The following is a 22671-nucleotide window of genomic DNA, read 5'->3' as shown; positions in this document are numbered from 1 at the left end:
CCAAGGTCACAGAACAAGCCAACCTCCGTGCTTTCGAGGCTTATTGGCGTTGTAGAGTCACCGATTCGGAGGCCGTGGAGCTCACTTCGGGGCAGGTGGATGCCGACTCGGCGCAGCCACTCGACGGCGAGTGACGGAACGCGCTGATCAGGGGGCACGCTTGAGGCACTTTCGTCTGCTCGTAGTGGGCAACGGCTTTTCGGCGTACGGCAGTTACCTGAACATGGTCGCCCTCAACGTCTTCATCTACGACGTCACCAAAAGTGCGCTGGCCGCCGGGATCTTCATGGCCGTACGCCTGCTCACCAGCGTCCTGTCCGGCTTCGTGAGCGGACGGCTGGTCTCGGCCTACGACCGCAAGAAGTTGATGGTCGGCGCCGATCTCACGCAGTGCGTCGCCATGGTGGTGCTGCTGATCGTTCCCGACGGCGGGCGCGCGGGGCTCCTGTACGTGCTGGCCGTCGTGACCGGCTTCTGCTCGACACTGTCGGGCGTCTCCCTGCGCAGCAGCATCCCGGAGATCGTCGGTCCTGAACTGCGACTCCGCGCCAACGCAACTCTTGCGACGGGGCGTTCGCTGGCGATGATCGCAGGGTTCGCCTCAGCGGGTGTCGTGGTCGCCCAGCTGGGTTACGTCGCCGCGATCTCCCTCGACGCGGCCTCGTTCGCCGTGTCGGCGAGCGTGCTGCTCTCACTGCCGATCCGGACACGGCCGGAGAGGGCGGACAGGGGCGACGGCGCGGCGGCGACCGACAAGGCCACCAGGCGGGAGCAGCGGCGCCGGGCCGGGGCGCTGGTCCTGCTGCGGGCGGCTCCCGTGATCGCGGTCATGATGGTGATCAGGGCCGCCGACGGCCTCGGATCGTCGTCGCACAACGTGGCCCTGCCGGTGTACTCCAGCGCTCTCGACCCGTCCCATCCGGCCACGTTCATCAGCCAGTTCTGGGCCACCTGGGCCGTGGGCAACATCGTCATGCAGCAACTGTGCGGGCGCTGGGCGGGACGGGAGGGGCGGCGGGAGCCGGGAGAGCGGGCCTTCGCGATCGGGGCCTGTGTGATGTCGGCAGCGTTCATCGTGGTCTTCGCGGGGCTCCCCACGGGCGTCGCCGTCGCGGCCGCCCTGGTGGCCGGCATGGCCGACGGTCTCACCGAGATCGCCTACGTCACCCGGCTCCAGGCGGCGCCGGACGAACAGCGCGGCCGGCTCTTCGGCCTGTCCGCCTCGGTCGAGAACACCGGCTTCGGCCTCGGGATGCTGGTCAGCGGCGCCCTCCTGGACCGGTACTCCCCGATCCACGTGGTGGGCCTGCTGCACGGCCTGGCGATCGTGCTCTGCGCCGCCCTCTTCGTCGTCCTCGTGCGGCACGGCCGAGGAGCCGGCACCAAGCCTCCGTCACAGCAGGACACCGCGTGCCGGGAGACGTCACGGCAGGATGCCGCACGACAGGACACGTCGTCGGTGGAGAGCGAGGCCGACGCACGATGACCGCAGCTCCCGAGGCCGTGCCCGCACCCGGCTCCGTCCCCGCGCTCGAACCCGTGGCCGTCATCGGGATGTCCTTCCGGCTGCCCGGCGCGGACACCCCGGAGGACTTCTGGCGCACCATCCATGAGGGCGCCGACCGTATCCGCCGCTTCACCGAGGCCGAGCTCGCCGCGGCGGGCGTGACCGAGGCGGAGTACCGCGCCGATGATTTCGTCGGGGCCAGCGGGATCCTCGAAGACATCGCGGGGTTCGACGCGAGCTTCTTCGGGATGAGCGCGCACGAGGCCCGCATCACCGACCCGCAGCACCGGCTGTTCCTCGAGTGCGTGCATCACGCCCTGGAGAACGCCGGGTACGCGGGCGGCGCCGGGGAAACCGGCGGCCATGAGGTGGGCGTCTACGCCAGTACCGGCTACCACCTGTACTCCCTCCAGTCCTACCTGCAGAACAACGTCCTCGGCCAGGGCGTGGCGGACTGGGTGGCCGGACTGCAGGTGACCATCGGCAACTTCACCGACTTCACCGCCAACCGCGCCGCCTACCGCCTGGGTCTGACCGGACCGGCCGTCAACGTACAGACGGCGTGCTCCAGTTCACTGACGGCGGTGTACCAGGCCGCGCAGTCCGTGGCCTACGGCGAGTGTGACATCGCTGTCGCGGGCGCTGCCGCCGTACATGTGCCCCAGGTCCTCGGCTACCAGTACGTCAAGGGGTCCATCCTCTCCAGGAGCGGCCGTCTGCGGCCCTTCGACGCCGACGCGGACGGGACCGTCGGCGGCACGGGTGTCGCGGCCGTCGTGCTCAAGCGCCTCGACCGGGCCCTCGCGGACGGTGATCACATCCACGGCGTCATCCGCGGCTGGGGAGCCAACAACGACGGTGCCGACAAGCGGACGTTCGCCGCGCCGAGCGCCGACGGCCAGCGCGGCGCCATCCGGCGGGCCCTGCGCAGGGCGGGGGTCGACGCCGGCAGCATCGGCTATCTGGAGACACACGGGACGGGCACGCTGAAGGGCGACCCGATCGAGTTCGAGGGCGCGACCTCCGCGTTCCGTGCCGACACCGCCCGCACCGGATACTGCGCCCTGGGATCGGTCAAGGCCAACATCGGTCACCTCGACGTCCTCTCGGGCCTGGCCGGCATGATCAAGGCACTGCTCGTGCTCCGGCACGGAGTCATCCCTCCGATGGCCAACTTCCGCCGCCCCAACCCCGCCCTCGATCTCGCGGCGAGCCCCTTCTACATCCCTGACTCGGCACGTCCCTGGCCGCGGGGGGACGGACCGCGCAGAGCCTCCGTCAGCTCGTTCGGGGTCGGCGGCACCAATGTCCACGTCGTACTCGAAGAGGCCCCCGAGCCCGCGCCCCGCCCGGCCGGGGTGCCACAGCCGCCGGGTGTCCTGGTGGTCGCGGGCCACACGGAGGCTGCGCTCGCCGACAACGCCCTGGCCCTGCGCGACCACCTGCGGGCCCACCCCGGCACGCGGCATGCGGACCTCGTGACGACGCTCGCGCTCGGCCGCGCCCATCGCAGGCACCGCCTCGCGGTACGGGGCGACACCGTGGCGGCGCTCACGGTCGCTCTCGAGGACCGGCTCGCGGATCCGCGGCCGGACGGGGGCGGCACGGACGAGGCCGGTACCGGGTTCCTCTTCACGGGGCAGGGCAGCCTCTACGGGGGCGTGGCACGGCTGCTGCACGAGCGATTCCCCGTCGTCCGCGAGGTCCTCGACGCCTGCGAGCGGCAGTACGCCGGACTCAGCGGCGGCGACAGCCTCCTCGCCCCGCTTCTCGCGGCGGATCAGGGGCCGGGGGCCGAGGCGCCATGGCCCACCGAGCTGGCGCAGCCGGCGCTCTTCGCCCTGCAGTGCGCACTCGTGCGGCTGTGGCGCACGGCCGGGATCACACCGCGCGTGGTGGCCGGGCACAGCGTCGGCGAGTACGCGGCGCTGCACGCGGCCGGGGCGCTCTCCGTCGAGGACGGGCTGCGTCTCACGGCCGGGCGGGGCAGGCTGATGCGGGACCACTGCGCGCCGGGGGCGATGATCGCGGTGCCGCTGGAGGAACGTGCGGCGCGGGAGCTCGCCGCCGAGGTGCCCGGCGTGGAACTCGCCGTCGTCAACGGCCCCCGCAGTCAGGTGCTCGCGGGAGGGACCGCCGCCGTGGAACGTCTCACAGCGCTCCTGTCCGGGCGCGGAATAGCGGCTCGGCGGCTTCCGGTGGGGCACGCGTTTCACACGGCGCTGATGGACCCCGTCTCGGCGGGACTCCACGAGCTGTGCGCCGAGGTCGAACTCACGCCGTGCGTCGTGCCCTTCGTGAGCACCCTGGACGGACGGACCCGCCCCGCGGGCTGGCGCCCGGACCCCGACCACCTCGTGCGGCAGGCCCGCGAACCGGTGAGATTCGCCGACGCGCTGCGGGAGATCGGCACGTCGCACACAGCCACGGGCACGCTTCTGGAGCTCGGCCCGCACACCACCCTCAGCGGGCTCGCGCGGAGGGAGCCGGCAGGCCGCCGGGTGTACCCGACGCTGCGGCGCGGGGCCGGGCTCGAGCCGCTCTGGGACGCGGCGGCAGGCCTCTACAGGGCCGGGGCGCCGGTCCGTTGGCGGGCTTTCATGGACGGCACGGGCCGCAGGATCCCCCTGCCCGGCTACCGCTTCCAGCACAAGGACTACTGGACAGGGCCGGAGAACCACCTCTCCCGGCCCTTACGACCGGCAAGAGACGGGACCGAAGTGGCACAGGACGAAGCAGCGGTCGGGCGTGTGCTCAAGCACATCGTCGAGGTCACCGCGAAGCATCTCAGCTACGACACCGACGAGGTGGCCGAGGACGCCTCCTTCTTCGATCTCGGGGCGGACTCGCTGCAGATGATCGGCGTACTGCGTGAGCTGGAGGAGGAGCACCGGGTCAAGGTGTCGATGCGGGAACTCTTCGAGAAGGCGGAGACGGCGAAGGGGCTCGCCCTGGTCATCGTCGGGAAGATGGGGGCGACGGAGGTGACGGGCACGCCCGGGCGCCTCGAGCCGGCTCCGGAACCGCCGGTCCGCGAGCCGGTCCCGGAGCCGCTCCCCGAGCCGCCGGCCCAGGAGGCGGCGCCCGGGCCCACGGTGTACGCGGCACCCGCCCCCGAGCCCGCCCCGGCGTTCCGCGAGCCCGCGCCGGCCACCGTGTCGTTCGTGCCCGCCCCGGCGCCGCCCGCCCCGGCCGCGTCCACCGGGTACGCCACCCGCCAGGAGCTGGAGGACCTCGTGCGGCAGGTCCACCAGCTCACCCAGATGCAGCTGCAACTGATGGGCCAGCTGAGCCAGTTGCTCAGCGCCCAGACGGCCCGGGCCGGCCAGGTGGACCGATGACAGGCGGCCCCGGATCCGTCTCCGCGGCGGTCGACGAGGACCTCACCGCGATGGCCGAGCTGTCGCGGCGCATAGCGATCCAGATGGGGGCGCCCGATACCGGGCCGGAGCAGGCCGCGGCTGCGCGACCCGCCCAGCACGGGCCGCGCCCGGAGGTGTCCCGCGGCTCCGGCATGGTCCGCGGCGGCTCTCCCGAGACCCAGCGGGCGCACCTCGACGACCTGGTGCGCCGCTACAACGCCAAGACGCCCACCTCCAAGCAGGTCGCCCAGCGCTACCGGCGGGTGCTCGCCGACAGCCGGGCGGCGGTCGGGTTCCGCGGCAGCACGAAGGAGATGCTGTACCCCATCGCGGGGCGGCGGGCCAGGGGATCCTGGCTGGAGGACATCGACGGGAACCGGTACGTCGACATCACCATGGGCTTCGGCGTGCTGCTCTTCGGCCACGAGCCCGCCTTCGTCACCGAGGCCGTCCGTGAGCACCTCTCGCGCGGCATCCAGCTCGGCCCCCGCACCGTGGAGACCGGCGAGGCCGCCGAACTGCTCGCCGAACTGACCGGCATGGAGCGGGTCGCCTTCGCCAACTCCGGTACGGAGGCGAACTCCGCCGCCATCCGCCTCGCCCGCGCCGCCACCGGACGCACCCGCATCATCACCTTCGAGGGCGCCTACCACGGCCACAACGACAACGTTCTCGGACGCTCCACGCGCACCGGCGGCGAGGACCCGGTCACGGTCCCGATGTCCGCGGGCGTCCCGCCGAACGCCGTCGCCGACCTGTTGGTGCTGCCGTACGGAAGCGAGCAGAGCCTCGCCCTCATCGAGCAGCAGGCGGACGACATCGCCGCCGTCGTCGTCGAACCGGTGCAGAGCCGCCACCCCTCCCTCCAGCCGGCCGGCTTCGTACGCCGGCTGCGCGAACTGACCCGGCGCCGCGGCATCGTGCTGCTCTTCGACGAGATGCTGACCGGTTTCCGCCCCGCGCCACGCGGCGCCCAGGAGCTCTACGGAGTCACTCCCGACCTCGCCACCTACGGCAAACTGCTCGGCGGCGGATTCCCCATCGGGGCCATCGCGGGGCGGGCCGACATCATGGACGGCATCGACGGCGGCCACTGGAGCTACGGGGACGACAGCTACCCGGAGGCCGACACCACGTTCTTCGGCGGCACCTACATCCAGCACCCGGTGTCGATGGTCGCCACCCGAGCCGTGCTGAGCCACCTCAAGGAGCACAGCCCGCGCCTCCAGGAGCGCCTGAACGCGCGCACCGACGAGCTGGCCGCGACGCTCAACGCCTTCTTCGAGGCCGAGGAGTTCTCCCTGAGCATGCGCCACTTCGGCTCGATGTTCCGGTTCGAGCACCGCGCGGACATGGAGCTGCTCTACCACCACCTCATGCTGCGCGGGGTGCACGTGTGGGAGTGGCGCAACTTCTTCCTCTCCACCGAGCACTCCGACGGCGACATCGAGTTCATCGCCGACGCGGTGCAGGGCTCGCTGCGGGAGCTGCGCGACGCCGGGTTCTTCCGGACGAAGGCCAGGGTGGCACCGGGAGTCGCCGTGCCGAAGCCGGTGGCCGCACCGCCGGCCGTCACCCCGCCCAAGCCAGCCGCACCGCCGGCCGTCACCCAGCCGGAGCCGCGTGCGGCGGCCACCCCTCCCGCAGACGAGCCGAGGACGCGGGCCATGGCCTGGAACACCGCCGCGACGGCGCGGCGTGCCCCCCGCCCGGCTTCCTCGGCGAGCCGGCCCCCCTCCGGGCGCCCGCTCGACTTCGGCGTCTACTTCTTCGGCGACTACCCGCAGGACGACACCACCCCCAGGCACGGCAAGTACGACCACATCCTGGAGACCGCCCGCTTCGCCGACCGCAACGGTTTCCACTCCCTGTGGATCCCCGAACGGCACTTCCACTCCTTCGGCGGGCTCTTCCCCAACCCCGTCGTGCTCGCCGCCGCGCTGGCCCGCGAGACCGAACGCGTCCGCATCAACGCGGGCTCCGTCGTGCTCCCGCTGCACGACCCGATCCGCGTCGCCGAAGAGTGGTCGATGGTCGACAACCTCTCCGGTGGACGGGTCGGGATCGGCTGCGCCAGCGGCTGGCACGCCAACGACTTCGCCTTCTTCCCCGAGCGCTTCGGCTCCCACAAGGAGACGATGTACGAACAGATCGCGCAGATACGGAAGCTGTGGCTCGGAGAGCCGGTACGCCGCACCACCGGCGCCGGCGAGGCGGATCTGCGGCTCTTCCCGCGCCCCGTCCAGGACGCTCCGCCCATGTACACGGCCGTGGTCGGCAACCCTGCGTCCTACGAACTGGCCGCACGCCACGACCTGGGCATCGTCACCAACCTCATGACCCAGAGCGTCGAGCAGCTCGGGGAGAACGTCGCGCTCTACCGGCGCACGCGCGCCGCGCACGGTCTGGATCCCGACGCGGGACGCGTCGCCGTGCTCCTGCACACCTACCTCGCCGAGGAACACGCGACGGCGCGCGCCGAGGCCCGCGATCCGCTGTCGCGGTACATGCGGGCGTCCCTGTCGCTGTTCGGCGGCGTCGCCAACAGCCTCGGCCACCAGCTGGACCTCTCGGCGATGACCGAGGACGACCTGGATGTCGTCTTCCGGCGCGCCTATGACCGCTACTGCGACCAGCGCGCTCTCATCGGCAGCCCGGAGAGCGTGCGCCCGGTCGTCGAGGAGGTGCGTGCGGCGGGAGCCGACGAGATCGTGGCACTGGTCGACTTCGGTGTCGAACCCACCGCGATGCGCGAAGGGCTCGTACACCTCGACTCGCTGCGCCGCGCGTGCGCGTCGTCCGCCGGACGGGCGCCCGCACCCGACGCCCCGTGGGCGCCCCTGTCACCGAGCCAGCAGCGTGTCTGGTTCCTGGAGCGGATGCTGCCGGGGCGTACCGCGTACAACGAGGTCAAGGCCATCGAGCTCGACGGCCCCCTGGACGTGCCCGCCCTTCACTCCGCCCTGCGCGCCCTCGCCGCCCGGCACGGACAGCTCCGTACGGTGTTCCGCGACGTCTCCGGCGAGGCACGGCAGTTCACCCAGGCTCCGGGCGAGGTGGACTTCGCCGTCGTCGACGGCACGGACCCCGGGTACGACGCGGTCGCCGCCACCCTCAAGGCCGAGAGCGGGCGCCGCTTCGACTTGGCGGAAGGACCGCTGTTCGTCACGCGCCTGGTCAGGCTCGGCGAGCGGCGGCACGTCCTCGTCCTGTCCCTGCACCACATCGTCATGGACGCGGCATCGGCCGCGGTGCTCGCGCGCGACGTGTCCGCCCTCTACCGCGCGGAGCTCACGGGCGCCCCGCCCGCCGGCCTGCCCGCCCTGGCCCGGACCTACGCCGACCACGCCCGTGCCCAGCTCGGCTCGCTCGACGGCGCGAAGGCCGCGGAGGACCTCTCGTACTGGAAGAAGGCGCTCGACGGCGACCTGCCCGTCCTGGAACTGCCCACCGACCGGCCGCGGCCCGCCGTGATGACATCGAACGGCCACGCCCTCTTCCACACTCTCGACGCCGAACTGTCCGCAGCCGTGCGCACGTTGAGCCGGGAGCGGCGCTGCACCCTCTTCATGACGCTGCTCACCGGGTACGCCACCGCCCTGCACCGCGTGACGGGCCAGGACGATCTCGTCGTCGGCACCCCGATGTCCGACCGCACACCCCCGTACGAGGACGTCGTCGGCTTCTTCGTGAACACCCTGGCCCTTCGCCTCGATCTCTCCGGACAGCCGGACTTCGTCACGCTCCTGGACCGGGTGCGGGCGGTGGCGCTGGACGCGTACGACCATGCGGACGTGCCGTTCGAGGTGGTCGTCCGGGAGTTGGCCCCCGTCCGGGTGCTCGACCGGACCCCCGTCTTCCAGACGCTCGCCGAGTTCGAGACCGGCGACCCGTTCCGCTTCGAGCTGCCCGGGGTGCGGGCGACCCCGCTCGACTCCGGCCCCGACAAGGCGCTGACCGACCTCAGCGTGTACTTCACGGACCGGCCGGACGGTATTCGCTGCCATCTGGAGTACAACACCGATCTGTTCGACGAGACGACGATCGAGGCGCTCTTCGGGACGTTCAGGGACGTGCTCGCGCGGGCCACCGGCACCGGGGCCGCGGTGCCGGACGCATGGCGGCGCGGGCGCACCCGGCAGCGGACCCGCAGCACCGTCCATGCCCTGGCATCGCGGTGGGCCGAGGCCGCCCCCGGCCGCACCGCCGTGATCAGCGGCGAGGAGACGCTGACCTACCGTGACCTGGACGAGCGGGCCGAGCGCCTCGCGGCCGTCCTGCGCGACCAGGGCCGCGACGGAGCGCCGGTAGCGCTGTGGCTGCCGCGCGGCGCGCAACTGGTCGTCGCCATGCTCGCGGCCCTCAAGTCGGGCCACGGCTACGTTCCGCTGGACCCCGGGCAGGGGAGGGCCAGGGCCGAGGCGGTGCTCGTGGAGAGCGGCGCCGGAATCCTCGTGGTGAGTGGTGACGAGCCCCCGGCAGCGCCACCTGGCACCACCGTGGTCGACGCCGCCGCACTCACGCGCGCAGGCGCGGACGTGGTACCCGCACCGCAGGAGCCCCCGGCGGCCCCGGGACCCGAGTCCCTCTGCTTCGTCATCTACACCTCCGGCAGCACCGGCGCCCCCAAGGGCGTGGCCTTGCCGCACCGGGCCGTGGTGGACCTGTGCCAGTGGCACCACGAGCGCTTCGGGTTCACCGCGGACGACCGCAGCGCCGCCGTGTGCAGCCAGAGCTTCGACGCGGCCGCGCTGGAGATCTGGCCCGCGCTGACCGCCGGTGCCACGGTCGTCGTGGCCGACGACACGACCCGCAAGGACCCCGCCGCGCTGGCCCGCTGGTACGCGGACCGCCGGATCACCTTCTCGATCCTGCCGACGGCCCTCGGCAAGGGGGTCCTCGAACTGCCGGCCGACCGGCAGCCCCCGCTACGGCACCTGCTGCTCGGCGGTGACGTTCTGGGCACCCGGCCGCGCGCGGGCGTCGCCTACGAGACGGTGAACGTCTACGGGCCCACCGAGGTGACCGTGCTGTGCACGACCCAGACGGTGGAGCCCGCGACCGCCGAGGGCCCGGGCGCCCCGATCCCGATCGGCCGTCCCGTCGACAACGTCACGCTGCGCGTGCTCGACGCACACGGCCGCGAAGTGCCCGCCGGCGAAGTGGGGGAGCTGTACGTGGGCGGCCCCGGCGTCGCCACCGGCTACCTGGGCCGCCCCGACCTCACGGCGGAGCGCTTCGTCCCCGACCCGCTCGGCGGCGAGGGGACCCTGTACCGCACCGGCGACCTGGTGTGCTGGGACGGGTCGGGCACCCTGATGTTCCGCGGCAGGTCGGACGACCAGGTGAAGATACGCGGCTATCGCGTCGAGCCCGAGGAGGTCACGCGGACACTGGGCGGGCTGCCGGACGTCGCCGAAGCGGTCGTGCTGGCCCGCCGTGACCAGCGGGGCGAGGCCCGGCTGGCCGCCTATGTCGTGCCCGCCACGGCGTCGGCCCGGGAGCAGGAGACCGCCGACCGGCTCACGGAGGAACTGGCCGCGCGGCTCCCCGGCCACCTGGTGCCGCACGCCTGGGCGGTCCTGCCGGGCCTCCCGCTGTCCGGCAACGGGAAGCTGGACCGGGCCGCGCTGCCCGAGCCGTCCCTGACCACCTCGGTGGAGGTCCCGGCGCCGTCCGGGCGGGCGACGACCGCAGCTACCGTGCCGGCGGCGTCGGACGTCGAAGAGCGGCTACGGGCCCTGTGGGCCGAGGAGTTCGGGATCGACGCCGGCACCGTCGGCCGCGAGGCCTCCTTCTTCGATCTCGGCGGCCACTCCATCACGGCGATCCGCCTGGCCAACAGCGTGCGGGAGGAGTTCGGCGAGGAGTACCCCGTCGCACGCTTCTACGAGGAACCCACGTTGCGCGGGATGGCGGCGTACTTCGGCACGGGCGGGGCCGGAACGCGGGCCGCGGGAGTGCCCGGGGACGGAGAGGACGAGGGCGGGGGTGACGTCCTCGACCGCGCGCCGGTCACCGCCCAGCAGTCCGCCTTCATCACCCGCCACCTGACGCACCCCCGGCCGCAGATCTACAACGTGGCGATGCGCCTGACCCTCACGGGGGCGCTCGTGGTACCGGCCCTGCGCACGGCCCTGACCCAACTCGTGGCCCGCCACGAGGCGTTGCGCACCCGGTTGGTGGAGAGCGCGGGGACGCGGGAGTGGCAGCAGGAGGCGCTGCGCCCCCGGCCGGTCGCACTGCCCGAGGAGGACCTGCTCGGGCAGTGCGGATCGGCTGCGGAGGCGGAGGCGGAGGCGGATCGCACAGCGGCGAGGACAGCCGCCGTCCCCTTCGACATCCGGGCCGAACTCGCGCCGGTCCTCCGTCTGCTGCGCACGGGGAACGACCGCTGGGTGCTGCTCTTCGTCCTGCACCACGCGTCCTGCGACGGCTGGTCGGTCACCGTCCTGCTGCGTGAACTCGCCGCGCTGTACCGGGCAGCGGCCACCGGGGAGCCGCACGGCCTGGCCGAGAACGTACCTCAGCCCGGCGCGTACGCACACTGGCAGCGTGAGCGGAGCCGCACGCAGGACAAGAGCCGCTTGGTCGGCCACTGGGCGCGGCAGCTCGAAGGTGCCTCCTTCTCCCGGTCGCTGCCCCTGGACCGGCCACGCCCCGCGGAGCTGAGCGGAGCGGGCGACGTGGTGCTGTTCACGGTGGGGCACGACGTGCGCACGGGCGTGGAGACCCTGGCGCGCCGGCACCGCACGACGCCCTTCGCGGTGACCGCGGCGGCCATGGCCCGCCTCCTCGAGAAGGTGACGGGCGACCCCGACGTCCTGCTCGGCATCTCCTACGCCAACCGCGAGCGGCGGGAGTTCGAGGCCCTCGCCGCCTGCACGGTCTCGTCCTTCACGCTGCGGGTCCGCGGCGACCGCGCGGGGTCGTTCGGCGCGCTGGTCGACCAGGTGGCGCGCCGGACGGTCGAGGCGATCGACCACGCGGCGCCGATCCGCGCGATGGCGGCCGGCCTGACGGCGGCACTGGGTACCGAGGTCCCCGACCGGCTGCCGATCGGCTTCCAGTACCAGAACTCGCTGGAGACGGACATCGAACTGCCGGGCCTGACCACGGCGGTGGAGGACCTGACCGTCTCCGGCGCCCGCTCCGAGTTCAACTTCGGGCTGATCCCCACGGGCGACGTGCTCTCCGGCTATGTGGAGTTCTCCACCGACCTGTGGGACCGCGCCACGATCGAGGCGTGGACGGCCACGTACACCGGCCTCCTCGCCGAAGGCGTCGCCGACGCACTGGGAGGCGATGCCTGAGCGACGGCTCGGCCGGCCCCTCCGCACACGCGGAGGGGCCGGTTCCGGCTCGCGCGGGAGGCCCCTGCGGGGCCGGCGGCTCCGTCTCCGCCCGTCTCGCGACCGACGCTCGGCCTCCCGGGCGCGTACCGGGAGGCAGCTGGGTCCGCTCCACCACTTCCCGCCCCCCGCACGGGTGTGCCACAGTCTGGACAGCCCCGATTTACATCGATGTACTTTCCGCACTGACGGCGAATCCGCCCGCCCGGAGGTCCGCATGTCAGGTACATGACTTACCGGCCACCCGTCGCGTCGCTGATGCCCGCACCGCGTCGGTGGCCACCCCCACGGGCCGCCGCGGCCCGCCCCCGCCAGGAGAGGAACCCCTGATGCGTACGCACCGACCACATCCACCCACCTCACCGGGGGCCGACCCGCACGCCGGCCCTGCAGCACCCCCTCCCCGTGCCGGGCTTCGACGGCTCCTGCTCTGCGTCGCCGGGGCCCTGAGCCTGCTGCTGGCCCTGGCCGCGCCGGCCACGGCCCGGACCCCCTCCCCCGCGGCTGCCATCTCACCTCCCGCCGTCACCGCCACGGGCACGCCCCTGGGAACCGGTACGGGCCTCTACCCCCGCGCGGTCCGGCTCGCCCACAGCGGCGCGGCGAACGGGCGGGTACTGGCGAGCGCAGTCACCTTCGACGGCAACAACGGCATCGGCGCCATCCACGAGAGCACCGACGGCGGTACGTCCTTCCGGCAGGTCGGCCGGGTCGCCGATCCGGAGTCCGCGGCGGGCCAGGGGCTGTGCTGCGCCACCCTGTTCGAGCTGCCCCGCCAGGTGGGCGGCCTGGCACCGGGCACGCTGCTGTGGGCCTCGTCCGCGGGCCAGGACGAGCAGGACCGCCGCATGGCCCTGCGGATCTGGCGCAGCGACGACGTGGGCCGGACCTGGTCGTACCTCTCCGCCTGCGCCACCGCGAACGGCGCGGGCGGACTGTGGGAGCCGGAGTTCTCCGTGGCCACCGACGGTGCGCTCGTCTGCCACTACGCCGACGAGACGGACCCCGCGCACAGCCAGAAGCTGATGGCGTCACGCAGCTACGACGGGGTGACCTGGCAGGGCCACCATCCCACCGTGGCCAGCGGCTGGGCCCCGGACCGGCCGGGCATGCCCGTGGTGCGCAAGCTTCCGAACGGCACCTACTTCATGAGCTTCGAGATCTGCAACCCCGGCGGCCGGTACCAGTGTGTGGTGCACTTCCGGACCTCCCCGGACGGCTGGGACTGGGGTGCCCCGACCGCACTCGGCACCCGGCCCGAGACGGTCGACGGGAAGTACTTCCGCGCCGCGCCGACCATCGCCTGGGCCCCCTCGCCGGACGGCGGTCCGAACGGCAGGATCCTGCTGGTGGGCCAGCGGCTGCTCAACCGGGACGGCACCCCTTCGGCGGACAGCGGCCGCACGGTCCTCGTCAACACGGAGAACGGCTCCGGCCCCTGGTACGAGATCGAGTCGCCCGTACAGGTGCCCGACCCCGCGGTGAACTACTGCCCGAACTACAGCTCCCCGCTGCTTCCGTCGGCCGACGGACGCAGGCTCCTGCAGATCGCCACCGACTGGGACGGCTCGGTGTGCCGCCCGTACGTCGCCACCGGCTCACTCACCGGCAGCGGTGACGCGGCCGGGGTGGCGGACGGCGCGGTCTACCGGTTGCGGAACGCCGGCAGCGGGCACTGCCTCGACGTGGCCGCGGACTCGCGCGCCGCGGGCGGCAACGTCCAGCAGTGGACCTGCAACGGACTGGGCCCGCAGGACTGGACGCTCCGCGCCCGCGGGGACAGCCGCTTCACCCTGACCGGACGCAACAGCGGGCACTGTCTGGACGTGGAGAACGGCTCCGGCACCCCCGGTGCGAACGTCCGGCAGTGGTACTGCAACGCCCAGCCGGCGCAGGACTGGCGGGTGGAGAACGTCGGCCGCGGTTACTACCGCCTGGTCTCCGGGTCCAGCGGTCAGTGCCTCGACGTGGCCGAGGGCTCCCGTACGCCGGGGGCCGACGTCCAGCAGTGGACCTGCAACGGTCTCCAGCCGCAGATCTGGTGGCTGCAGCGGGTCTGAGTCCCGCCCACGACCGGAAGCGGCCTCCCCCGCACAGGGGGAGGCCGCTTCCTCGTTTCCGCCCGGTGAGCCGTCGCGGCCCGGGTCACCGGAGTTCGCTTGACACCCACGCCCCGCGATGACCATGATTCCATTAATTGACTAATGGAATTTGGGTGAGACGTATGACGGAGACGAGCGATCCGGGCGGCAGTCCGGGCGCATGGGCCCTGGAGGCCACCGCACTGGGGAAGCGCTATCGGCGCGGCTGGGCGCTGCGTGACTGCTCCTTCCGACTTCCGGCGGGCAGGATCTGTGGCCTCGTCGGCCCCAACGGTGCCGGCAAAAGCACCCTGTTGGGCCTGGCCAGTCGTCAGGTGACGGCGACGCAGGGCGAACTGCGCATGTTCGGGATGCCCGTGGGCGATCCTCGGGTGATGCCGAGATTCGCCTTCCTCGGGCAGGACAAACCGATGTTCAAGCGATTCACCGTGGCGGAGACGCTGCGGATGGGCGGCGAGCTCAACCCCGGCTGGGACGGGGCGGCGGCGGAGCGGATCGTGCGCTCGGGCGACGTACCCATGAACGCCTCGGTCGGGACGCTCTCCGGCGGACAGCGCACCCGGGTCGCCCTCGCGCTCGCCTTCGGCAAGCGGCCGGATCTGCTCCTGCTCGACGAGCCGATGGCCGACCTCGACCCGCTGGCCCGCGACGAGATGGGCACGCTGCTGATGGCCGAGGCCGTCGAGCGCGGCACCACGGTGGTGATGTCCTCGCACATCGTGGCCGAGCTGGAGGACATGTGCGACTACCTGCTGGTCGTGGCCGACGGCAGGATCCGGATGGCCGGCGACGCGGACGCCCTGGTGCCGGCGCACGCGCTGGTGACCGGGCTGGCCGAGGACGGGGACCTGCCCGCCGCTCTCACCCGCCACACGGTCATCGAGAAGCGCGTGCAGGGACGGCAGTTCCAGGCGATGGTGCGGCTCGACGGTCCGCTGTCCGGGGACTGGCAGGTGGCCGAGCCCAGCCTGGAGGAAGTGCTGCTCGCGCATCTGCGCTCGCCGGACGCTCCCCCGCTGTACACACCCGGCGCACAGACCGAGACCGAGGGGACCAGGACCGCATGAGCACCACCCTGACCGCCGCGCCGACCGCCGGCACCGCCCGCCCGAGGCTGCTGCGCGGACTGACCTGGCTGGTCCTGCGACAGCACCGGACCGCGCTGCTCTGCATCCTCGCCCTGGTGGTGCTGGGATCGCTCTGGATCGTCTACATGCGCGGCCAGCTGATCGACACGCTCGCCGCCGCGGACCGGGCCGGGAAGACCGTGCCACTGCCCGTCGTGGGCGAGGGCTACGGCCGGCTCACCTCCCTGCTGAACCTGCTTCCCGGCATCCTCGCCGTCTTCCTGGGCGCCCCCCTGATCGCCGCGGACCAGGAGCAGGGCACCGCACAGCTCGTCACCACGCAGTCCGTGACACGCCGCCGCTGGCTCGTCACCAAGCTCGGCTGGTGCCTCCTGATCACCCTGGCCGCCTGCACGACCCTCTCCGCGGTCTTCACCTGGTGGTGGCGGCCCTACCGTTCGGTCCTCGCCGACCACTGGATGAACCCCTCCGTCTTCGACACCACGGGCCCCGTCCTCCCCGCACTCGCCCTGTTCCTCACCGCGGCCGGCTTCACGATCGGCATCCTGCTGCGCCGGGTCCTCGCCTCCATGGTCGTGACCTTCGCCTTCTGCGTGGCCGCGCAGGGCGTCTGGGGCATGTACCGGAACCTCCTGGGCACGCCTCGCACGGCCACGTATCCGCTGGACTCCGCGTCGCCCGCGTACCTCGACGACGCGTACGAGGTGGACCGCTGGGTCGGCAGCGCGGACGGGCAGCTGTACGGATGGGGCTCCTGCGCCGAGGCGACGGAGAAGGCCACGAACGCCTGCGTCGAGGAGAAGGGCATCGTCAACAACGTGTTCCAGTACCTCGATTACGGCCAGATGGCCGCCATGCAGTGGACCGGCGCCGGAATCCTGCTGGCCGGCACGGCCGTGCTGACCGCGTTCGCCCTGTGGTGGGCCTCCCGGCGTCCCCTGTAGGGCCGCCACGCATCCTCTACGTAAAGTGTCACTGATCGAGCGGAAGGTGATGTCCGTGGTCGTGTTCCGCATCGACCGGCGCAGCGGAGTGGCGACGTACCTCCAGATCGTCCGGCAGGTCGAGCAGGCCCTGCGGATGGGGGCGCTGGAGGAGGGTGACCGGCTGCCCACGGCCGCGCAGGTCGCCGCCACCACGAAGGTCAACCCGAACACCACACTCAAGGCCTACCGCGAGCTGGAGCGTGCGGGGCTCGCCGAAGTGCGCCAGGGTGCGGGAACGTTCATCACCCGCACCCTCGCCGAGCCGGGATCCGGCCCCGAGTGGCCGCTGCGCACCGCGCTGAACGAATGGCTGCACCAGGCGCGTGACGAGGGCCTCGGCCGCGAGGAGGTCCAGGCCCTCTTCCGGGCCTCCTTCGAGGCCGCCTACCCGCCCGCCCCGGAGAGCTGAGCGCCCGGCCGCCCTGGGCGAGCCCTTCCCGGCAACGAGGTCCCGGGACTGGTCGATCGTGACCAGGTCGATGCCTTGACGCCGGGACTGGATGTGAAGAATGCGCGAGGATCGTAAAAAGATCCGACCGGCGTCCGGTCACATCCTCCGCACTGCCGCCACGGCAGTCATTCATCCTCGGGGACCCACGTGCGAGTGAAGCGAAGAATAGGGGCCACGGCTGCCGTCGCGACGGCGGCCGTGGCAGGCGTCCTGGTGTTCGAGGGGGTGACCGGCACTTCGGACGTGCCCGACGGCGTCGGCGCCTCGTCCGGTCCGGCGCGGACCGAGGTGCACCACGACGCCCTGAAGGTGTCGGGCGACGGGGCGAACGCATCCCTGCGCCGGGGCAGCACCGAGCCCTTCAGCATGCTCGGCGTCACCTGGACCGACCCGTCGGCCCAGGTGGACGGCACCGTCGAGGCTCGCACACGGTCGGCCCGGACCGGCGACTGGTCGGCCTGGCTGCCCATCGACACGGAGGTCGACGGGCGTACGGAGGCCGGCCGTCCCGGGGTCCGCGGCACCACCGAACCCCGCTGGGTCGGCCCCTCCGACGGCGTCGAGGTCCGGGTATCCGCCGGGAAGGGCACATCCGCCGGGCTCCCCGAGGGCCTGCGGCTCGACACGGTGGACCCCGGCAAGGTGTCCGGGACCGCGGCGGAGCCGGCCGCCTACGCCGTCGACGAACCGTCGGCCGACCCCACGGACGAACCGTCCGACCCGGCCGGGAGCCCTTCGACCGGTCCCACCGACGCGCCCACCGACGAGACGGCCGGACCGGCGACCGAGGAGCCGAGCACCGGCGCCCCGGTGGACCCGTCCCCGAGCACGGACCCCGGTGGCACCGCCTCGCCCTCGCCCCCGGGCGAGTCCCCCTCCCCCACCGCCGGACCGACCGCGACACTGCCTCCGCCCCTGCCGTCCACGGCACCGAAACCTCCGATCGTCACACGGGAGGGCTGGAACGCCGACGAATCCCTCAACGACGAGTCACCGGACTACATGGACACGGTGAAAGCCGTCTTCGTGCACCACACGGCGCAGACGAACGCATACTCCTGCGCAGACTCGGCGGCGATCGTCCGGGGGCTGCACGCCTACCACGTGCAGTCGAACGGCTGGAAGGACCTCGGCTACAACTTCCTCGTCGACAAGTGCGGCACGGTCTTCGAGGGCCGCAAGGGTGGCGTGGACCGCGCCGTGCTGGGCGCGCACACCTATGGCTTCAACCGCGAGACGGCGGGCATCGCCGTCATCGGCATGTACACCGACACATCCGCGGCGACCGCCGCGACGACCGCGGTGGCCAGGATCGCCGCGTGGAAGCTCGGTCAGTACGGCGTCAGTCCCTCGGCGACGGCCACTCTGACCGCGGGCGCGAACGGCAACAACTTCGCCGGGAAGACGTTCACCGCGGGCGGGTCGTACTCCTTCAACGCGGTCTCCGGGCACCGCGACGGCTTCAACACCCAGTGCCCCGGCACCAAGCTGTACGCCCAGCTGCCCACGATCCGCGGTCACGCGGCCGGTCCCGTCGCGGGCCTGACCGTCAAGTCGGTGACCGGCGCCGCGTTTTCGGGCAACAAGTACTACACCAAGGCGGACGTCACCGTCGGCTGGTCGGCGACCACACCCGCCGTGTTCGTCACGAAGTACGAGCTGCTGGTGGACGGTAAGTCCGTCGCCTCGACGGCGGGCAGCGCGTCGTCGGCCAAGGCCACCCTGGCCGTCGGCAGCCACACCGTCCAGGTGCGCGCGACGCATCAGTCGGGGAGGACCTCCGTGTCGGCCGCGGCGACCGTGGTCGCCGACCGCACCGCCCCCGCCTTCTCCACGAAGCCCTCCCTGTCGCTGCGCACCGGCACGGTGAACACGACGGCCGTTCCGCTCACCCTGAAGTGGAAGGGCTCCGACGCGGTGCGGCTCAGGGACGTCCGCCTGACCGCGCCGGTGGCCAGGACCTACGGTCCGACGACCACCAGCGCCTCGCACACGGCGAAGTCGGGCGTGGCGACGAGCTGGAAGATGACGGCGTACGACCTCGCGGGCAACAGCACGGCCGCCTCGGTCGCCGGTACACCCGTCATCCTCCAGGAGTCCTCGGCGAAGAGGAGCGGCACCTGGACCACCAAGTCCTCGTCCAGCTACCTCGGCGGCAAGTCGTACACGAGCGGGACCAAGAACGCCTCCCTGAGCTGGACGTTCACCGGCCGCTCGGTCGCCTGGGTGGTGTCCCGGGCCTCGACGTCCGGGCAGGCGTACGTCTATGTGGACGGCGTCAAGGCCGCGACGGTGGATCTGAAGTCCTCGTCCGCCGCGTACCGCCAGGCCGTCTGGACGAAGTCCTGGCCGGCCTCCGCCAAGCACACCGTCAAGATCGTGGTGGCCGGCACGAAGGGCCGGCCCACCCTCACCACCGACGGCCTGGTCCACCTCAGGTAGCCGGGCCGCCCACCGCGCCGGGCCGGCTGCTGCCGGTCCCGGTGCGGGTCAGACCTTGTTCTGCGAGGCCCAGAACTCGTCGAAGGTGAGCTCGCCGTCACCGTTGGCGTCGTGGGCGTTGATGACGGCCTGCGCCACGGTCTCGGTGACGTAGGGGTCTCCGAGCTGCGCCATCGCGCTCTTGTACTCGGCGGCCGTGATGCTGCCGTCGCTGTTCTGGTCGAAGCGCTCGAATGCCTTGCGTGCCGACTCGATGTCCGCCACTGTTCCGCCCCTTCGTTAAGCGTCGTTGACGAAGGTCAGATTATCCGGCAGTCCGAGCGGCTCCTCCGGCGGGCGACGGCGCACGGACGGGGACCCGGCGCCCGTCAGCGGAAGACGCCGGTGTGGCCGAGCGAGTAGCGGCCCGGCTGCGGGTAGACCGCCAGTCCGTGCGGCCCGCTGCCGACCGGGATCCGGGCCAGCTCCTTGCCGCTGGAGGTGTCGATCGCGTACACCTCGGCGTCGTAGCGGCCGGAGAGCCAGAGCACCTTGCCGTCGGCCGACACACCACCCATGTCGGGGCTGCCGCCGCCGGGGAGGTGCCACTTCGCGGTGAGCTCCTTCCCGGCGAAGTCGAAGACGGACACGGAGCCCTCGCCCCGGTTGGAGATGTACATCTTCCTGGAGTCCCGGCTGACGTAGAGGCCGTGGGCGCCCTTGCCGGTCGGCAGCAGCCTCGGGGTGGTGAACGCCTTGCCGTCCAGCACCCACATGCCGTGCGCCATCATGTCGGCGATGTAGAACGTCGAGCCGTCCGGGGAGAGTTTGACGTCCTGCGGCATCGCTCCCTGCATCGGCAGCCGCTGCTGTCCGACGACCTTCATCTTCTCCGTGTCGACCTTGAGCAGCTCACCGGAGAACTCGCAGGAGACGATGAAGTAGCGTCCGTCCGCAGAGAAATCCGCGTGGTTCACCCCCGCGCAGTCCACCGGCAGCGTCTTCGCGACCTTCATGCTGTGCGGGTCACGGAAGACCAGCTCGCGGTCCATCGAGGCCATGACGACGGCGTACTTGCCGTTCGGGGTGAAGTAGAGGTTGTACGGATCGGAGACGTCGAGCGTCCGGCCGGCCTTCCCGGTGGCCGGGTCGATCGCGGTGAGGCTGTCCCCGAGGTCGTTGTTGACCCAGAGCGTCTTCAGGTCCCAGGAGGGCACGACGTGCTGCGGCTGGTTGCCGACGGGAATGGTCTCGACGACCTTGTACGTCGCCGGGTCGATCACCGTCACCGTGTTGGAGTTGGTGTTGGGGACGTAGATCCGGGAGGGGAAGTCCCTGACGGCCGGGGCGAGCTTTCCCGCACGGTCCGCCGCGTAGACGTTCTTCGGGTCGAGCACGGGAGGCATCCCGGGCAGCCCGGACGGGGACGCCGGACGGTCGGGCGGGGCGGCTGCCTCGGTACGGGAGGGCTCGGGCCGCGTGTGGTCCGCGGGGGCGGCGCAGGCGGCGAGCGAGGCGACGAGGAGGGCTGCGGCGGTGAGGGCGCGCGGGGAGGGAGGCATCAGGTCAACAGCTCCGTGGTGGTCACCGCGCGCAGTTGGCGCCGGTCGATTTCGGTGAGGAGGAGGGGCAGCGCGGCGACGGTGTCCCGGTAGCCGAAGTGCAGGCTCACGACGGAGCCGTTGCGGAGTTCGCCTGCGACCTTGCGGGTGACGGCCGCGACCCCGGGAGAGGTGAAGTCGAGGGAGTCCACGTCGTAGGACAGGACGTGCGGGTATCCGGCGCGCCGCGCGAGCTCCTGGACGAGCGGCGTGGCGTGGCGGGCGCGCGAGGGCCTGAACCAGGTGCCGATGGAACCGGTGAGCCGGCGCAGGCGCCGGGCGCAGTCGGCGACCTCCCCGTACGCCCGCGCCTCGTCCATCGCGTTGATGTCGAGGTGGCTCTCGGTGTGGTTGCCGAGGTCGTGGCCGCCGTCCAGGATCCGGCGGGCCATGCCGGGGTACCGGTCGAGCCAGCTCCCGACGGCCAGGACGGTGAGGCGGGCGCCGGCGCGCTCGGCCTCGCCGAGGACGGCGCGGGCCAGGGCGGGGTCCCCCTGGCCGTGGAAGGTGAGGGCGACGCGGGGGCGGTCACGGGGGCCGTGCTCGATCTGGACCGGCTGCCCGGGGAAGCGGCGCGGGGCGGCGGCCTGGCGTGCGGCGCCGTGGGCCTTCCGGGCGCTCTGCGCACTGTCGCCGTTCTGTTCCTTCCGGGCCGGCGACTGCGGGGTTCCGTCCCGCGCGCAGCCCGCTGCCGCCATGCCTGCCAGGAGGGATCCGGCTGCCGTACGCAGGGCGCCACGGCGGGGCACCGGTGTCCAGCGACCGTTCATGGCCGTCCACCTCGCGGGTCGGTTCGGGTTCTGATTCCCCGAGACCTGACACAGAGTAGGCGGAATGAGCGGAAATGCGGGGCCGGCCGGGCATGGCCACGCCCGAGAGGTGACCAATGAACCGCATGGAAGATCTGAAGAGAACATGAAGAATGCAAGGCGAGTGACCTACCCCACCTGTGATGTGCAACCTAAATAACCAGCATTGCACCCAAAAGCCCTTTTTGCGGCTTTGGCTCCGCGCTCGCCCGTCTGCCATAGTCGGGACACGACCTCCTCCGACCCGAGCCAGGTCCCGTGTGCGGCCGTGGATACACCCCCCCCATTCCACGGCCCCCTCAGAAGCCCCCGCCGAGCCGCACCAAGGCCGACCGGGGGCTTCTGCGTGTCAGCGGTCGGTGGTGCGCATCTCGAACCAGGTGGTCTTCCCGCGCGGCAAGAGATCCACGCCCCACCTGTCGGAGAGCCTGTCCACCAGGAAGAGTCCTCGCCCGCTGACATCCGTCTCACGGACGGGCATCAGGCACGGCAGTCCGCGCGAGGGATCCCGCACCTCGATCCGGACCCAGCCCCGACGGCGCAGCATCCGCAGACCGAAGACGCGCGCCCCGGTGTGCCGCACCGCGTTGCCCACGAGTTCGGAGACCAGTAGCACTCCGTATTCGGCGGTCTGCGGAGGAAGCTGCCACTGACGCAGCATCACGCACGAAGTGATCCGGCGGGCGGTCGCGGCGGACTCCGGAAGCGAGGGCAGCCGGACTTCACCCTCCGTCGGATTTCCGAACAACTCCAGCGCCTTGAACGCCTGTTCGTCTTCGACGGCAGACATCCGGCGCGCCGCTGTCGCGCCGCTGCGCGGTCGCGGCTGCTCCACACCCTCCAGGCCCGACATGCCCACCATCATGGCCGCACAGAACGCGCTCTGTGACCGTTCGACGGAATTCCCTTCCCGGAACCAGTCATTCCGGGCCGGTTCTCCGGCATATGCCGGGGGCAGAACGGAGGTCCGCGCAGTTGTGCCCACCTGGGAT

12 protein-coding genes are annotated in these 22671 nt (G+C 72.1%); 8 read left to right on the top strand and 4 right to left on the bottom strand.

The features are described 5' to 3' along the window. The first annotated feature begins 160 nt into the window (after positions 1-160). From ABZ441_RS01230 to ABZ441_RS01195, 8 genes are all read left to right on the top strand, one after another. Positions 161-1486, top strand: coding sequence for an MFS transporter (locus tag ABZ441_RS01230; RefSeq protein ID WP_358966526.1), 1326 nt, complete (start codon positions 161-163; stop codon positions 1484-1486). Then, complete coding sequence (locus tag ABZ441_RS01225) at positions 1483-4848, top strand: beta-ketoacyl synthase N-terminal-like domain-containing protein (RefSeq protein ID WP_358966523.1); 3366 nt, start codon at positions 1483-1485, stop codon at positions 4846-4848. The genes ABZ441_RS01230 and ABZ441_RS01225 overlap by 4 nt, the downstream gene beginning before the upstream one ends. After that, complete coding sequence (locus ABZ441_RS01220; protein WP_358966521.1) at positions 4845-12182, top strand: MupA/Atu3671 family FMN-dependent luciferase-like monooxygenase; 7338 nt, start codon at positions 4845-4847, stop codon at positions 12180-12182. Before ABZ441_RS01225 ends, ABZ441_RS01220 begins: the two co-directional genes overlap by 4 nt. Before the next feature lie 368 nt (positions 12183-12550). Continuing rightward, positions 12551-14281, top strand: a complete 1731-nt coding sequence (locus ABZ441_RS01215; protein WP_358966519.1) for an RICIN domain-containing protein — start codon at positions 12551-12553, stop codon at positions 14279-14281. A 164-nt stretch (positions 14282-14445) separates the two neighbouring features. After that, positions 14446-15390, top strand: a complete 945-nt coding sequence (locus ABZ441_RS01210) for an ABC transporter ATP-binding protein (RefSeq protein ID WP_358966517.1) — start codon at positions 14446-14448, stop codon at positions 15388-15390. Continuing rightward, positions 15387-16355 carry an ABC transporter permease subunit gene (locus ABZ441_RS01205; RefSeq protein WP_358966514.1) on the top strand — a complete coding sequence of 323 codons (969 nt, stop codon included), beginning with the start codon at positions 15387-15389 and terminating at the stop codon, positions 16353-16355. The genes ABZ441_RS01210 and ABZ441_RS01205 overlap by 4 nt, the downstream gene beginning before the upstream one ends. Before the next feature lie 49 nt (positions 16356-16404). Continuing rightward, the gene (locus ABZ441_RS01200) at positions 16405-16806 is read left to right on the top strand and encodes a GntR family transcriptional regulator (protein ID WP_358966775.1); all 402 of its coding nucleotides are present in this window, start codon (positions 16405-16407) and stop codon (positions 16804-16806) included. 189 nt (positions 16807-16995) lie between these two features. Continuing rightward, on the top strand, positions 16996-19290 hold the full coding sequence (locus tag ABZ441_RS01195; RefSeq protein WP_358966512.1) for an N-acetylmuramoyl-L-alanine amidase: 2295 nt from the start codon (positions 16996-16998) through the stop codon (positions 19288-19290). Positions 19291-19338: 48 nt separating this feature from the next. Here ABZ441_RS01195 and ABZ441_RS01190 read toward each other — a convergent pair whose 3' ends face one another. The 4 genes from ABZ441_RS01190 to ABZ441_RS01175 form a co-directional block, all read right to left on the bottom strand. Continuing rightward, a complete protein-coding gene (locus ABZ441_RS01190) occupies positions 19339-19554 on the bottom strand; it encodes an EF-hand domain-containing protein (protein WP_358966509.1) in 216 nt (71 codons plus the stop codon). Between the two features lie 104 nt (positions 19555-19658). Next, the gene (locus tag ABZ441_RS01185) at positions 19659-20831 is read right to left on the bottom strand and encodes a YncE family protein (RefSeq protein ID WP_358966506.1); all 1173 of its coding nucleotides are present in this window, start codon (positions 20829-20831) and stop codon (positions 19659-19661) included. Beyond that, on the bottom strand, positions 20831-21640 hold the full coding sequence (locus ABZ441_RS01180) for a polysaccharide deacetylase family protein (RefSeq protein ID WP_358966503.1): 810 nt from the start codon (positions 21638-21640) through the stop codon (positions 20831-20833). The genes ABZ441_RS01185 and ABZ441_RS01180 overlap by 1 nt, the downstream gene beginning before the upstream one ends. Positions 21641-22028: 388 nt before the next feature. Then, positions 22029-22544, bottom strand: a complete 516-nt coding sequence (locus ABZ441_RS01175; RefSeq protein ID WP_358966501.1) for an ATP-binding protein — start codon at positions 22542-22544, stop codon at positions 22029-22031. Positions 22545-22671: the final 127 nt, after the last annotated feature.

It is taken from the genome of Streptomyces sp. NPDC005752 (genome assembly GCF_040630715.1).
Classification (GTDB): domain Bacteria; phylum Actinomycetota; class Actinomycetes; order Streptomycetales; family Streptomycetaceae; genus Streptomyces.
The sequence above is the reverse complement of the archived record's forward strand: the minus strand, read 5'-3'. Positions and strand labels throughout refer to the sequence as shown.